This window comes from Chitinophaga alhagiae (genome assembly GCF_003568665.1).
Classification (GTDB): Bacteria; Bacteroidota; Bacteroidia; order Chitinophagales; family Chitinophagaceae; genus Chitinophaga; species Chitinophaga alhagiae.
Genome location: NZ_QXMH01000001.1, coordinates 397,380 through 412,623, shown reverse-complemented (window position 1 = coordinate 412,623; position 15,244 = coordinate 397,380). Strand labels below are relative to the sequence as shown.

Genomic DNA, 15,244 nt, shown 5'->3' with positions numbered 1-15,244 from the left:
TTATGAAATTATTTGACGTATACCCGGTTAATGATATTACCATTGTAAAAGCCCAGGGCTCCGCCGTTTGGGACGATAAAGGACAGGAGTACCTGGACCTCTATGGCGGTCATGCCGTAATTTCCATTGGTCACACCCACCCGCATTATGTACAGCGGATCACAGACCAGTTGAACAAAGTAGGTTTTTATTCCAATTCCATACATATACCACTGCAGCGGGAACTGGCGGAAAAACTGGGCAAAGTCTCCGGCAAGGAAGACTACCAGCTGTTCCTTGTCAACTCCGGCGCGGAAGCCAACGAGAACGCTCTCAAACTGGCCTCCTTCCACAACGGTAAAAAGAAGATCATTGCTTTTAAAAAGGCCTTCCACGGCCGTACCTCGCTGGCGGTAGCCGCTACGGACAACCCGAAAATAGTGGCTCCCGTAAATGAAACGGACAATGTGATCTTTCTGCCCTGGGAAGACCAGGAGGCGTTGGAGATCGCCTTTCAGCAGAATGCTGTTTCTTCCGTGATCATTGAAGGTATACAGGGCGTTGGCGGCATCAACGTGGCCTCCGCCGGTTTCCTGCAAAAGATCAGGAGCCTGTGTGACGAGCACAACGCCGTGTTCATTGCGGACTCGGTACAGTGCGGCTACGGCCGGAGCGGCCAGTTCTTCTCTCATGACCATGCGGGCGTGAACGCGGACATTTACACCATGGCTAAAGGCATGGGCAACGGTTTCCCTATTGGCGGCATCATCATTTCCCCGAAATTTAAAGCGTCTTACGGCCTGCTGGGTACTACCTTTGGCGGTAATCACCTGGCTTGCGCCGCCGCGCTAGCCGTGCTGGAAGTGATTGAGCAGGAAAACCTGATCGCCAACGCGGAACAGGTGGGTAATTACCTGATGGAAGAACTGAGGAAACTGCCGAAGATAAAAGAAGTAAGAGGAAAGGGCCTGATGATCGGCATAGACCTGCCGGAAGAACTGGCGCATGTCAAAAAAGAGCTGCTTTTTAAACACAAGATATTTACCGGGGAAGCAAAGCCCAATGTAATACGGCTGCTGCCTTCCCTGGCGCTCACCAAAGCGCAGGCAGACCAATTTTTAAACGCTATTAAACAAGAGCTGAACTAGCTGATGAGATCGGGCATTGTAGACAATTCCCATTTGGTGTAATGCTCATGCAAGATCCCATCAGACCGCAGCAGATCAATTATTAACTGATGAAACAGTTTATTTCCGCGGAAGACGTCCCCAGCGTGCCACAATTGGTGGCAACAGCATTGGACTACAAAAAGAGCCCTTTTAAAGACAGGGGGCTGGGAGAGAACAAAACATTGGGAATGATCTTCCTGAACCCCAGCTTGCGCACGCGCCTGAGCACACAGGTGGCGGCCCGTAACCTGGGTATGGAAGTAGTGGTGTTTAATATCGATAAAGAAGGCTGGGCGCTGGAAATGAATGACGGGGTGGTGATGAGCGGCAATACAACGGAGCACGTGAAAGAAGCAGCCGCGGTAATGGGCCAGTATTTTGACATCATGGCCATCCGCACCTTTCCCGGCCTGAAAAACAAGGAAGAGGATTACACGGAAAAATACATCAACCAGTTCGTAAAATACGCCGGCCGGCCAATAGTAAGCCTGGAGAGCGCTACGCTGCACCCGCTGCAAAGCCTCACAGACGTGATCACCATTAAAGAGCGCTGGCAGCAGCCGCGCAAACCCAAGGTCGTGATGACCTGGGCGCCGCACGTAAAGGCGCTGCCGCAGGCCGTGCCCAACTCTTTTGCGGAGTGGATGAACGCCTGGGATGAGGTGGATTTTGTGATCACCCACCCCCAGGGATATGAACTGGACCCGAAGTTTGCCGGCCAGGCGCCGGTGATCCACAACCAGGAAGAAGCCCTGGAAGGCGCTGATTTTGTGTACGTGAAAAACTGGTCTTCTTACAAAGACTATGGCAAGATCACCTGCACGGATGAACGCTGGATGATCACCAACGAACGGTTGAAGAACACCAACAACGCCTCCGTGATGCATTGCCTGCCCGTAAGGCGCAACGTGGTGATAGCCGATGAGGTGCTGGACGGGCCGCAGTCTATCGTCATCCCCCAGGCGGGCAACCGCGTATGGGCGGCACAGGCGGTGTTAAGCGAAATTTTAAAGCATCAATAAGCAAGGGATATGGTATACGTGATCAAGGTAGGAGGGAACGTAATAGATAATGCGGTGCTGCTGGACAAGTTCCTGGCAGACTTTGCCGCCGTGCCCGGCAAAAAGATACTCATTCACGGCGGCGGCAAAATAGCCACCCGCGTGGGAGACAAGCTGGGCATTGAATCGAGGTACGTGAACGGCCGCCGCATCACGGACGCAGATACCATTGATGTGGTGACCATGGTGTACGGCGGGCTGGTGAACAAACAGATCGTAGCAAAGCTGCAGGCCAAGGGTTGCAACGCCATTGGCCTCACCGGCGCAGACGCCAACATCATACCCGCGGTAAAACGGCCGGTGAAAGAGATCGACTACGGTTTTGTGGGAGATATACCCGCCGGCAACGTAGAGGCCGCACCCATCCAGTTGCTGCTGGACGCGGGCCTCACGCCCGTGTTTTCGCCGCTCACCCATAACGGGGAGGGGCAGATACTCAATACGAACGCAGACACCATCGCCTCGTCGCTTGCGGTAGCGCTGGGCGCGCATTACCCGGTACGCCTGATCTATTGCTTTGAGAAGAAAGGCGTACTGCGGAACGTGGAAGATGATGATTCGGTGATCAACCTGATCAACCGTGACAATTATCAAACGCTGCTGGCCGAAGGCGCCTTGGCAGACGGCATTTTGCCGAAGCTGGAGAACGCCTTCGCCGCCATTGACAATGGTGTGAAGGAAGTGCTGATCGGCCATGCGGACGATGTGCGCAAGAACACCACGGATGCGGTGGCGGGCACCTTAATATGCTAACTATATGTGGACAGAAGAACGCTATGAAGACGCCGTACAGCTTTTAAAGGAACTGATTGCCACCCCCTCCTTCAGCAAGGAAGAGCAGGGCACGGCGGCCATCCTGGCCAGGTTCCTGGAGCAGCGCGGTGTGGCGTACCATCAGCATCTGAACAACGTGTGGGCGGTGAACAAACATTTTGATCCCGTCAAACCCGGCATCCTGCTTAATTCTCATCACGATACCGTAAAACCCAACCCGCAATATACCCGCGATCCGTTTGCTCCTGACGTGGTGGACGGTAAGCTGTACGGCCTCGGCAGCAACGATGCGGGCGGTTGCTTGGTGAGCCTGCTGGCGGCTTTCATGCATTTTTACGAACAGGGAGGCCTGCCGTATAATATCATCATAGCCGCCACGGCGGAGGAAGAGATCAGCGGCACGAACGGCATCGAAAGTATTCTTTCCCAACTGCCGCCATTTGAATTTGCCATTGTAGGGGAGCCTACCAAAACAGACCTCGCCATTGCGGAGAAGGGCCTGATGGTGCTGGATTGCGTGGCACACGGCAAAGCCGGCCACGCCGCCCGCGATGAAGGAGAAAATGCGCTCTACAAAGCCATGGACGCCATCGCCTGGTTCCGCACGTACCGCTTCCCGAAAGAGAGCCCTACCCTGGGGCCCGTGAAAATGAGCGTAACAGTGGTACAAACTTCCAACAAGGCGCATAACGTAGTGCCGGCGGAATGCTCATTTGTAGTAGACGTTCGGGCAACCGATCAATATACGTTGGAAGAAATGCTGGAAGTGATACGAGCCAACGTGCAATGTGACGTAACGCCCCGCTCCATGCGCATGCGCCCTTCCTTTATTCCCCAAGACCACGCGCTGGTGAAAGCCGGCATTGGCCTTGGCAAACAGTTGTACGGCTCGCCCACCACTTCAGACCAGGCGCTGATACCCGCCATTTCCGTGAAAGTAGGGCCGGGAGATTCCGCCCGTTCCCACACGGCAGACGAGTTTATTTACCTGGATGAGATACACCAGGGTATTGACACGTATATAAAATTGCTTTCCGTTGTGAATGGCATAAATTTGAAGTAAGACGGGGCATCAGCTCCATCGGCATAACTACCGCAGCCCTCCGGGAGTGGCAGCGGACAAAAAGAACAGATATGAAACTCTGGCAGAAAGATAAAGCAGCACTGGCCGCGGTAGAACAGTTCACGGTTGGAAGAGACCGCGAAATGGACGCCTACCTGGCCGCGTTTGACGTGCAGGGCTCCCTGGCGCATATTGCCATGCTGGAATCTGTAGGCCTGCTGCCTAAGGAAGACCTGGCAGTACTGCAAAAAGAACTGAAACAGATCTACCAGGAAATACAGGATGGGAAATTTGTGCTGGAAGATGGTGTGGAAGATATTCACTCCCAGGTAGAACTGCTGCTCACCCGCCGCCTGGGCGAGGCTGGTAAAAAGATACACAGCGGCCGCTCCCGTAACGACCAGGTGCTGGTAGACCTCAAACTCTTTCTGCGCAGCGAACTGGAAAACATCGTACACGAAACAAAACAACTCTTTGACCTGCTGCAAACGCAGAGCGAAGCCTATAAAAATCACCTGCTGCCCGGCTATACCCATCTGCAGATAGCCATGCCGTCTTCTTTTGGCCTGTGGTTCGGCGCCTATGCGGAAAGCCTGGTAGACGACCTGATAATGCTGCAGGGCGCTTACAAGGTAGTGAACAAAAACCCGCTCGGTTCCGCCGCGGGCTACGGTTCCTCTTTCCCCCTCAACCGGGAAATGACCACACGCCTGCTGGGTTTTGAAAGCCTGAACTACAATGTAGTATACGCGCAAATGGGCCGCGGTAAAACAGAAAAACTGGTAGCCTTTGCCCTTTCCGGCATTGCCGCCTCACTTTCCAAAATGGCCATGGACGCGTGTTTGTTCATGAACCAGAACTTCGGCTTCATCAGCTTCCCTGATGAGCTGACCACCGGTTCTTCCATTATGCCGCATAAAAAGAACCCGGATGTATGGGAGCTGATCCGTTCCCACTGCAACAAGCTGCAGGCGCTGCCGAACGAAATAGCCATGATGACGGTGAACCTGCCCTCCGGCTACCACCGGGATCTGCAGTTGCTCAAGGAAAACCTGTTCCCGGCATTTGGTGTTCTTCGCAATTGCCTGCAAATGAGCCGGCTGATGCTGGAGAACATTCGCATCAAGGAAGACATTCTCAAAGACGATAAATATCAATACCTCTTTAGCGTAGAAGTAGTGAACCGGCTGGTGCTGGAAGGCACACCTTTCCGTGAGGCGTACAAGCAGGTGGGGCTGGATATTGAGCAGGGGCGTTTCAAGCCTGATACAGCGATTCATCATACGCATGAGGGGAGCATCGGCAACCTGCAGAATGATGCGGTGAAGGCGCAAATGGAGGCGGTGCTGGCGGGGTTTCCGTTTCAGCGGGTGAGGGAGGCGGTGGAGAAGCTGGTGGGATGAGGAACGAAAATCATAGGAAAAGCATCCCGGTAACGAAGGCTATCGGGATGCTTTTATTCTATTTAGCCGGGGCCGTGTGCATTTTCAGTACAATACCGTCAGCGTCTTTAAACTCCAGCACACAGAGGTCCTGGTTTATCTGAAGCACTTTCATTATCATTTTTTCTTTGGTGCTATTGTCGGTTACGACCAGCGTTTTCTTTACGCTGTCATACTGCCAGATACCATTTTGTATAGCGCCAGCTTCAATGGACTTTACCTTATTATCCTTGTAAAAGATCATTCTGTCTCCCTTTTGTTGCGGGGCGGGCGGTATTTTTTCTCCATCTTCTTCATAGAAGACCAGTTTCCATTCTTTACAGATGAGATCGCTAAAATTGGCAGTGGACTTTTGTTGCGCAAGACTGCATGAGCAGAGCAACAAGAAAACGATGCATAGGTAAGAGATACGTTTTTTCATGTTTAGGATGTATTATAACCAGGAAATTATTTGCTGAAATTTTCCTGAATCGTTACATTCTGGAAATAAGTTTATTGGACAGTTACGGTTTTTATTTCCAATATCTCTCCTTCACCATCTCTCACAACTACATCATACTCCCCCGCTGCCAACATCAACCTTGCCTCATTGCCCCGTTCCAGCAGCAACTGGTCTGCCGGAAGCCTGCCTGCATCTTTCTCCGCGGCAATATAGGCTTGTATCATTACATGATCATACGCTTTTTTGAGCCGGACAGTAACAGGTTTTCGTGTTGCATCCAGCCTATAATAATCCGGCCGGCCCTGCGCCATGCCGTATGGCGGGTGAAATACCAGTATATCACAACTCCTGTCCGCGGGTGCAAAGTTCCACAAGCTATCCGCTTTCACAAACACAGAGGGTTCCTGCAATTTGAAAAGTTTCATGGCGGTATTATAGGCCGGATGTTGGAGAGCCGGATTGAAGGTTTCCCGCATGAACTCCTGGTTGATGGTAAGCGGGTCTATACCCGAAAGTTTTTTAAACCGCGCCGCCATCCATTCAATACCGTTCAGCGGCGCTTCCCGCAAATGAGAGTAGCCCACATGCACCAGCATTTTTGCGGCCGGGTCTTTCTGCAGTACCTGGTGCAGCTGTTCTGCCTGGTGCTGTTCGCGTTTCATGATGCAGTCTTCCCGGCCAGTGCATGACCCGTTAAATTCATAAGAAACCAACCGGTACCCAATGTTCAGTGCCGTTCTGACCATATCCGCATATAACGGCTCATGGGAATAATAGCCGTCTTTGGCCACAGGGTATTTCCGGTTGTTAAGCTCATCGTCAAAAGAGCCCAGTGTTTCCAGGGCAAGGTAACGGTAGCCCGCATTGTACAGCTCCTGCAGCAGTGATTTGGTGAAGAGGCGGTGATAGGGTACGTGGTGCGCTTCGTTGATGATGGTCACCTGCCTTGAAGCCGCCATGCGGATGATGGTTTGCCGGGCGCTGGCAGGCCGGTACCCGGAAAAAGCGTCCGGGCCGGAAGGAGATGCCGGTACCTGTTCACGGAAACCGGCAGAATCGTAATAGCGCAGCGCATCGCGGTAGTTGCCGATGAATGAACTGTAGGTTGCCAATTCATTGAAGAAGCGCGGCCGCATGCGGGCGTCTTTGCCTATAGTGGATTGGAAAGATAACAGCGTATCCAGCGGTTTCAGGTAATTGGCAGGATAGCTGAGGAACCGCATGGCAACAGAAGAAAACAGATCGCCGTTTTGGGCGGCAGCAGACCCGGCAAGGCAGGTCAGGAACAGGAAGGGAATCAATCGTTTCATAGCGGTGATCCCTGAAAATACGAAAAAAACGGAAGGGAGGGCAGGTATCTGATTCTGCCCGGTTAATCGTATATTCAGGCATCTTTGTAAAAGAGGCCGAAGGCCGCCAACGGATAACCATAAAACACCCTGAATGAGCTTCCTTAAAAAACTTTTCGGCGGTAAGTCTGACCCGCAAAACTGGCGGGAGATTACCAAAAGCCTGGCCCATGCCATTTCAACAAGCCTGAATACATCAACGGAAATAGAATGGGGGCCGGGGCCCGCGCAAACCCGCATTATCAGTAAAAGCCCAGGAGGCTCCACTATGACCACGTTTGCGGGCAACCTGGTTGTTCGCTGCCAGGCGCAGCCTGAAAACATGCGGGAGATATTTGAAGCGCACATCGAAACCCTCGCGGAAGATATGCGGATGATAGACAGCGGGCAGACCGTAGTGTTGACAGATGTGCTGCCCATGATCAAATCGCAGGAATGGCTGGAGGTGGCGCGCAAACAAATGCAGGCAACAGGGCTAACGGGAGAAGAGCTGGAGAAGCGGTTTATACACCGGCCTTTGCAGGGCGAGCTGATCGTGGTGTATGTTGCGGATTCGGAGCACGGCATGGCGTACCTGAGCCATTCCCAAGTTGCTGAAATAGGGCTGGCCGATGGGGAGGAGCTGCATCAAACGGCGCTCAATAACCTGCGTAGGAAGCTCGGCGACGTAAGTTACGAAGGCGGCGGCGGGCGTTACGCGGTCCGGCTTGACAATAACTACGATGCTTCGCTGGCGCTGCTGATAGAAGACATACTGCCTAACATCGAGATCAACGGCCAACCGGTATTGGCCATCCCGTCCAGAGACGAATTGCTGATTTGCGGGGACCAGGATGCAGAAAGCGTGCAAAGCCTCCAGGATGTGGCCGGGGAGATATTTGCCGTAAATCCTTACACCATCTCGAAGCAATTGTATACTTGGGCGGATGGTGCTATTGTATTATTGAAGTAACAGATAACCATATGGCTAAAAAACAGGCGATAACTATTCAACTATCCTCTTTTGACTTCCTGCGCACACTCAAACAGAACAATAACAGGGAATGGTTCAATGAGCATAAACCGGTGTATCAGCAGGAACTGCAGGCAGTGGCAATCTTTGCGGAAGCGCTGCTGCAACTGCTTTCAGAAACTGACCTGATAGAAACATCTTCCGGCGAAAAAAGCCTGCACCGCATTTACCGGGATACCCGTTTCTCAAAAGACAAAACACCTTATAAAACCAACTGGAGCGGCCATTTCAGACGGGCCACACGCCAGCGAAGGGGAGGATATTATTTTCACCTTGAACCGGGCAACAGTTTTGTGGCCGGCGGTTTTTGGGGGCCTGTTGCGGAAGACCTGAAACTGATCAGGGACGATATCGCCTTTGACCCCGCGCCGCTTCGAAAAATACTCAACACCAAAGCCTTTAAAGCTACCTTCGGTACGCTGCAGGGAGAGCAGTTAAAAACCACGCCAAAGGGATACGACGCAACGCATGAAGCAATAGACCTGTTGCGTTACAAACAGTTCCTGCTGATACGGAAGTTTACAGATGCGGAAGTTTTAAACAAAACCTTTCTGAATGAGGTGGCAAACGCATTCCGGGAAATGCGGCCTTTTTTTAATTACATGAGCGAAGTGCTGACGGCAGATGGCAATGGTGTGTAAGACCAATCGTCCACTTCTGAACGCCGCTTGTTCGATATTGAACAAGTTATCAGTATGACTAATGAATAAATATTTGAATAATAGTTACCTGTAAATTGGAACAAGAATCTCTGTGAAATAGAAACCTCCTGTTTCCACATGATAATCTTTTCCCTATGAGTCTTCAGACGAGAACTGTATTCCGCCAGCTGTGGCGCCAGCGGTTATTTACCCTGCTAAATGTACTTGGCCTGGCTATCAGCATCAGCGCTTGCTGGGTTATTTACCGTATTGTAAGCTATGAGTATAGTTTTGACGACCCGCTGCCTCAAAAAGCGCACGTCTACCGCATCGTAACCGGCCTTATTTTTGATGAAAAGGAAACTTATAACGGTGGTGTTTCAGCACCGCTATACCAGGGCATCCGGGAACAGGTAACGGGTGTTGACCGGGTAGTGCCGGTTTTCGGGCAATGGGTCAACTCAGTGGAAATTCCGGGGCCGAAGCCCGTAGTCATCGAGGAGTTTAAAGGTGTTGTTGCCACGGATGCCACATATTTCGCCATGGTACCTTATACCTGGCTGGCAGGCAATGCTGCCACGGCGTTCAGCGCTCCGGAAAACGTAGTGCTGACGGAGAGCCGTGCAAAAAGCTACTTCGGCTCCCTGAAACCGGAGGCGATCATTGGCAGGGTGCTGCTATACAACGGGAAAGATCAGAGAACAGTTGCCGGTGTGGTGAAAGACCTGGACTATCCTACAGAATTCACTGCAAAGGAATTTTTTGTGCTTTCGCCCAAAACCTACAAGCTGGCTGAGTGGACCAACACCAACGGTTCAGACCGGGTATATCTCCACATCCGCAACCTTGCGGATACGGGGCGTGTACTGGCGCAGATCAGCAGCATTGCCAAACAGAAGTGGGACGAGAATACGCGTGAAAGTGGCCTGCCCATCATGGTAAAACGCTGGTTCAAATTGCTGCGGCTGGAAGATTCCCATTTCTCTACTTATGTCAGGGAACGGGAGGTGAGAAAGGTCAGTAAACCTGTTATGAGAGGTCTTATTGGGCTGGGCGCTTTACTGATCATACTGGCCTGCATCAACTACATCAACCTGAGTACCGCCCTGGTACCGCAACGGAGCAGAAGCATCGGCGTCAGGAAAATTCTTGGCAGCAACAGCGGCCACCTCATCAGGCAAATACTGACAGAGACTTTCGTGATCGTACTGCTGGCGGTTGGCTGTTCTTTCCTGCTTACCAAACTGGCCTATTCATTCCTTGGTGATATTATTCCGGACGGTATGCATGAACATGCCGGCGGTTGGGGCATATTGTACTTCCTGGCTTTGCTGCTGGCTGGTATAACGCTGCTGTCTGGCGGCTACCCGGCGTGGCTGATGTCTAAAATAAAACCTATCGGCCTCGTGCAGGGACAGAGCGCTGTGCAGCTTAGTGGCGGCAGCCGCATGGGGCTCCGTAAAGTGTTGATCGTATTCCAGTTTGTGATTGCGCAGGTGTTCATTGTGGGCGCGTTGATCATGGGCAGCCAGCTGAACTATACCTTGAAAAAGGACATGGGGTTTGATAAGGAGGCGGTGGTATTGGTGAACGTTCCCTGGAAATTACAGCGGGATTCGCTGTACCGGAACAGGCATTTTGTACTGGCGGAGGAATTAAGAAAGGAAGCGGGGATACAGGGTGTTTCTGTAGGTTGGGCACCGATGTCTAATACCTATGCTTCCAGTATGTTCGAGTACAGGGGAGCGGAGGTAAAAGACCCCGCCAGGCGGCAGTTGTTTAAGAAGTATGTAGATACGGCCTACATCCGCCTTTACAACATGCAATTGGTGGCGGGCAGAAATCTTCGCCCCGCTGATACTACCAATGAATACGTGATCAATGAAGCGGCCGTGCGCGCGCTGGGCTTTTCTTCACCGCAGGAAGCGCTGGGCAAATTAATAGGGCAGCTGTCTGGCCCGCGGTACCCGGTTGTGGGGGTGGTAAAGGATTTTCACCAGCAGGATTTTCATACTTCTATTGACCCGGTAGCCTTAATGGCGGAAAAGAGCGATGCCGTTACGCTCAATATTAAATTGAACAGCGCAGACCCGGGTAAATGGCAGCAAATATTGAAGACAGCCGAACAGAAATGGTACGGCATTTATCCATCGGGGAGCTTTTCCTATAAGTTCTATGATGAAACGCTGGCCGCTATGTATAAGCAGGAAAGGAACCAGTCCAGGCTCGTCAACCTGGCTATGATCATTGCCATTATTATCAGTTGCCTTGGTTTGTTCGGGCTGGCCGTGTTGATCGCGTTTCAGCGCACCAAGGAAATAGGCATCCGGAAAGTACTGGGGGCAACAGTGGCGGGCATAGCGCAGATGCTGATGTCTGACTTCATCAAACTGATCTTCATCGCATTGATCATTGCATCACCCATTGCCTGGTGGGCTATGGACCGCTGGCTGGAAGATTTTGTGTACCGGATAAAGATCGAGTGGTGGATGTTTGTGCTGGCAGGAGCAATGGCCACTATCATAGCCATGCTGACCGTAAGTTTCCAGGCCATCAGGGCGGCGCTGGCCAACCCGGTGAAATCGTTGCGGCCGGTGTGATCGGCATAGCTTTACTTTAGTATATCGAAAAAGAGCTGGTCCGGTTTCAGGATCAGCTCTTTTTGTTGAATGGTGGGGGCGTTATTCCCAGCCAAAGAATTTGAATATGTTCCAGCGCTTTGATCTTTCTTTTTTGGGTTTCCGTTCCTTAAAATCTTCTCTTACCAGCATAGGCTCTGAGGGAATGACCAAGCTATTGTCAACTCCCGGCAACCTGGTAGTTCTGGTTGCAGTGGTGCTGTGCTGTGTTTGGGAAACATTTGCCATATTACTCGCTTTTGTTAAAGTTGCTAAAATTATTTACAATCTCTACCTTTTGGGGCTTTCCGTCTTTTGATGCAAGTTGAAAGCCCAGGCACACCAAATAAGGTATAATAGCGTAAATAGCCCAAATGAATGCTTTATGGTAAAACAGGCCCTTTCGCTGAAAGAGTATATCGTTCCTGCTTACAGCGCGTTCAAGTTCATCGATATATGATGATTTTATAAGGTTATCCACTTCATGTAATCTCAGGCCTTGTTGCTTGCTTTTAAGATTCTCATACTTCAACCTGTATTCTTCATAATATATTCTGGGTTCTTGCAGATAGGCGACATCAACCGGCGCCAATAAACGAATTGTATTGATAAGGGAACAAGAGAAAAGAACAATAAAGCAGTAAAACGACAAATGATACATTAAATGATACTTTGCCTCTGCGAAAAACAACGATTGCACCATAGGGATCAGGAATATGGCAAAGCCAGAATAGATCACCATAACATTGGTGAACCTGTCCACATTTCTTTGATATGCATTTGAGTACTGTTCCAACCGTTTTTCATTAATATCTATGATGTAATCAAAGTCATAGAATGATGCCATAATAATCCGTACTTAAGGTTAACAACGCCAATGGCATCAAATATCCATCAAAACTCACTGATCATCAAATTCTGCTTATCCGGAAAACGGACCAAATAAAAAGGGCCGGTATATGACCAGCCCTTTTGAATGGATATGCAAAAATCACTAAAACCCGATCTTCACCCCAGCCATCACGTTAAACCCGGCCATGGGGAAATAGGCGTTGGAATGCTTTACTTCACCGCCTTCCAGGTAACCGTAAGTATACCCGTTCGGCTCATACATTTCGTTAAAAATATTGTTCAGCATCAGCTGTAACCCCAGTTCACGGAAGAACTGCTGCGGCACCGTGTAATTGAACCGCAGGTCGTTTACAAGGAATGCATCCAGTGAACGCAGTTGGCTGGACGTATTGTCCAGGTACTGGCGGCTTACGTACTTGCCCACCCAGTCTATCTGCAAGCCGGTTACGGGGCGGTAGGTAACAGTATATCCTGCAATGAGGTTGGGGGAAAAAGAGATGTCTGTATTTTGGTGTACGGCTTCTTTTTGCCCGCCGTTGTCCCAGTCGTCCAGGTACTCCGTGAACTCCTGGATGCGGTTTTGGCTGAGGGCAATATTACCCGCAAGGGTGAGCCGGGGAACTACGTGGTAGTGTCCTTCCAGCTCAAGGCCCAGGCGGTAGCTTTTCGGGATATTTGTTCTGGCATATGCGCCTACATCATTGATGCGGCCGGTCAATACCAGCTGGTTATGGTAATTCATGTAATATATGTTGGCGGAAACCCCGGCTTTGCTGCTGCGCCACACATAACCTGCTTCCAGGTTGCGGAGGGTTTCATGTTTGGGAGCTTCAGCTATGCTGGCCTCAAAATCGTCGCGGTTAGGTTCCTTGTTGCCGATGGCGTATGATGCGTATATATGTTGCTGATCATTGAGCTGGAAGGTGGCGCCGGCTTTGGGGTTGAAGAAGTTGTACCGGTTGTTCCGACGGATGTCCGGGTTATTGCGGAAGCCGTTCAGCTCATAGTTTACCCGCCGGTACTGCAGGTCTGCAAAGAGTTTCAGCCTTTCGGTAACCGCCAGTTCGCCTTTCCAGTAAAAGTTCATGTCCATTTTGAACGCCGTGAGATCATACCAGCGGTAGTCTTTGTCGAACCCGCCTTTTTCCGCCCAGATCACTTTCCCGTAGTGTTTGCCGTCATATTTGTTCCAGGCGCCGCCTACGCTCCAGTTGAGCTTGCCGGCCTGGTGGCTGAGTGAGAACACGCCGCCGTAAAAGTGATTGTCCAGCCAGAGCTGGCGGATGAGATCTGTAGTGCTGATCCCGGGCGCCGGGTCGCTGATGCCGTAATCTGCATAGGCATTCGCGTCGCGGTAGTTTTCGTAATAACCGCGGCCGCGCGTGTAATGCAACGCCACGTTGAACTGCAGGTTGGAGCGGAGGGCATGGTTGAAGAACAGCTGGTAGTGGTCTTGCTGGTAGTTGTCCGTTTCGTTATCGTACGGTTCGCCGGGTTTGTTGGTGCCGCTGGGGTTGTAGGTGCGGTCGGTCTTCAGTGTTTCTTCATCAATACCGTTCCAGGCCTGGTATGTTTTTTCCTGGCCGGAGAACACGTTGAGGCGCAGGGAAGACTTTTTGCTGATATAGGCCGCGGAGGTGTAGAAGGAGCGGAGGTTGGAGGAGGCCCTGTCTACATACCCGTCTGACGTGATCCTGGAAAGGCGGGCGTCTACCGTGAAGTGGCCGTTGATGAGGCCGGAACCTGCGCGTACCGTGTTTTTCCAGGTGTTGAAAGAGCCGAAGCTGTTGTCTGTTTCAGCATATGCCTTTTCGTTGAACTGATTGGTGGAGAGGTTAAGCGATGCACCGAAGGCCCCGGCGCCGTTGGTGGAGGTACCTACGCCGCGTTGCAGCTGTATGCTGCTGACAGAAGATGCAAAATCAGGCATGTTCACAAAAAAGGTGCCTTGTGATTCCGCGTCGTTCACGGGGATGCCGTTCACCGTTACATTGATACGCGTAATATCGCTGCCGCGCACGCGCAGGCCGGTGTAGCCCACGCCGGCGCCGGCGTCTGAGCTGGTCACCACGGAAGGAAGCTGGTTGAGGAGCAGGGGCAGGTCTTGCCCGAGATTCTGCCTGGCAATGTCTTCCTTGCCGATCTCGGACTTGGTGAACGGCGCGTTCCTGCCGGCGCGGATGCTGGCAATCTCAACGGGTTTTACGAAGAGGCCTGTTTCCTGCAGGCGGAAGTTGAGCCCTGCGGCGGCATCGGCGGCAATGGTCTCGCGCACCGTGGTATAGCCGATGAAACTGGCCTGGAGGGTGTAGCTGCCGGAGCGGGGCAGCGGCAGCCGGTATTGTCCTTTACTGTTGGTAATAGTGCTGGGGCCGTTCTGAACGGCTACGGTAGCGCCTTCCAGCGGCCGGCCGGTACCCTCGTCCGTTACGGTGCCGGTGATCACTGTTTGTGCCTGCAGCAATACAGGCAGGCACAGGAGGGCAAAAAGCATGAACTTTTTCATCATATTTTCCTGTTTATTCAATTCGCTGTAAACGAACAGTTGGCAGCATGCGGCTATGGCAGCAGCCATGCTGTTCACTATCAAAAAATAACAGGTAAGGAGAATCGTCGCTTACCTTTCCTAACCAGCATTACCTGGTCCAGGTTCAACGGGTTTGATCTCAGCCTGATAGTAAGGCACCCCGAGGTGAAATTGGGAATAGTCCCGGTTTCTGCTGCAAAGGTAGAAACATGCGGGGGATTTTGTGCAAATTATTTTTTTCGCTATCTTCCGTACTGTTAATCCAGGTAATACTCCGTTTATACAGGCAAGGTCATTTTTCAGGGATCTTATTGT

12 protein-coding genes and 1 riboswitch are annotated in these 15,244 nt (G+C 51.5%); of the genes, 8 read left to right on the top strand and 4 right to left on the bottom strand.

What is annotated here, in order from left to right; genetic code table 11:
* Positions 1-2 precede the first annotated feature (2 nt).
* From D3A97_RS01675 to argH, 5 genes are all read left to right on the top strand, one after another.
* Positions 3-1,127, top strand: a complete 1,125-nt coding sequence (locus D3A97_RS01675) for an aspartate aminotransferase family protein (RefSeq protein WP_119076046.1) — start codon at positions 3-5, stop codon at positions 1,125-1,127.
* 89 nt (positions 1,128-1,216) lie between these two features.
* Entirely contained in the window at positions 1,217-2,170 is a 954-nt protein-coding gene (locus D3A97_RS01670) for a Rossmann-fold NAD(P)-binding domain-containing protein (protein ID WP_119076044.1), read from the top strand.
* Positions 2,171-2,179: 9 nt separating this feature from the next.
* The gene (gene argB / locus D3A97_RS01665; RefSeq protein WP_119076042.1) at positions 2,180-2,962 is read left to right on the top strand and encodes an acetylglutamate kinase; all 783 of its coding nucleotides are present in this window, start codon (positions 2,180-2,182) and stop codon (positions 2,960-2,962) included.
* Between the two features lie 4 nt (positions 2,963-2,966).
* Complete coding sequence (locus tag D3A97_RS01660) at positions 2,967-4,046, top strand: M20 family metallo-hydrolase (protein WP_119076040.1); 1,080 nt, start codon at positions 2,967-2,969, stop codon at positions 4,044-4,046.
* A gap of 71 nt (positions 4,047-4,117) precedes the next feature.
* Entirely contained in the window at positions 4,118-5,449 is a 1,332-nt protein-coding gene (argH, locus tag D3A97_RS01655; protein ID WP_119076038.1) for an argininosuccinate lyase, read from the top strand.
* Between the two features lie 58 nt (positions 5,450-5,507).
* Here argH and D3A97_RS01650 read toward each other — a convergent pair whose 3' ends face one another.
* Both D3A97_RS01650 and D3A97_RS01645 read right to left on the bottom strand, forming a co-directional pair.
* Entirely contained in the window at positions 5,508-5,909 is a 402-nt protein-coding gene (locus D3A97_RS01650) for a hypothetical protein (protein WP_119076036.1), read from the bottom strand.
* A 71-nt stretch (positions 5,910-5,980) separates the two neighbouring features.
* Positions 5,981-7,240, bottom strand: a complete 1,260-nt coding sequence (locus D3A97_RS01645) for a hypothetical protein (protein WP_157986301.1) — start codon at positions 7,238-7,240, stop codon at positions 5,981-5,983.
* A gap of 133 nt (positions 7,241-7,373) precedes the next feature.
* Between D3A97_RS01645 and D3A97_RS01640 the strand changes: the two genes are divergently transcribed.
* The 3 genes from D3A97_RS01640 (at position 7,374) to D3A97_RS01630 (ending at position 11,532) form a co-directional block, all read left to right on the top strand.
* Positions 7,374-8,231 (top strand): DUF1444 domain-containing protein, encoded by an 858-nt coding sequence (locus D3A97_RS01640; RefSeq protein WP_119076032.1) that lies wholly within the window; start codon positions 7,374-7,376, stop codon positions 8,229-8,231.
* 11 nt (positions 8,232-8,242) lie between these two features.
* The gene (locus D3A97_RS01635; RefSeq protein ID WP_119076030.1) at positions 8,243-8,932 is read left to right on the top strand and encodes a DUF2461 domain-containing protein; all 690 of its coding nucleotides are present in this window, start codon (positions 8,243-8,245) and stop codon (positions 8,930-8,932) included.
* A 155-nt stretch (positions 8,933-9,087) separates the two neighbouring features.
* Positions 9,088-11,532, top strand: coding sequence for an ABC transporter permease (locus D3A97_RS01630; RefSeq protein ID WP_119076028.1), 2,445 nt, complete (start codon positions 9,088-9,090; stop codon positions 11,530-11,532).
* A 268-nt stretch (positions 11,533-11,800) separates the two neighbouring features.
* Here D3A97_RS01630 and D3A97_RS01625 read toward each other — a convergent pair whose 3' ends face one another.
* Together D3A97_RS01625 and D3A97_RS01620 are read right to left on the bottom strand one after the other, a co-directional pair.
* Positions 11,801-12,397, bottom strand: a complete 597-nt coding sequence (locus tag D3A97_RS01625; RefSeq protein ID WP_119076026.1) for a hypothetical protein — start codon at positions 12,395-12,397, stop codon at positions 11,801-11,803.
* 147 nt (positions 12,398-12,544) lie between these two features.
* Positions 12,545-14,911, bottom strand: coding sequence for a TonB-dependent receptor (locus D3A97_RS01620; RefSeq protein WP_232825817.1), 2,367 nt, complete (start codon positions 14,909-14,911; stop codon positions 12,545-12,547).
* A 97-nt stretch (positions 14,912-15,008) separates the two neighbouring features.
* Positions 15,009-15,102: riboswitch (TPP riboswitch) on the bottom strand.
* Positions 15,103-15,244 lie beyond the last annotated feature (142 nt).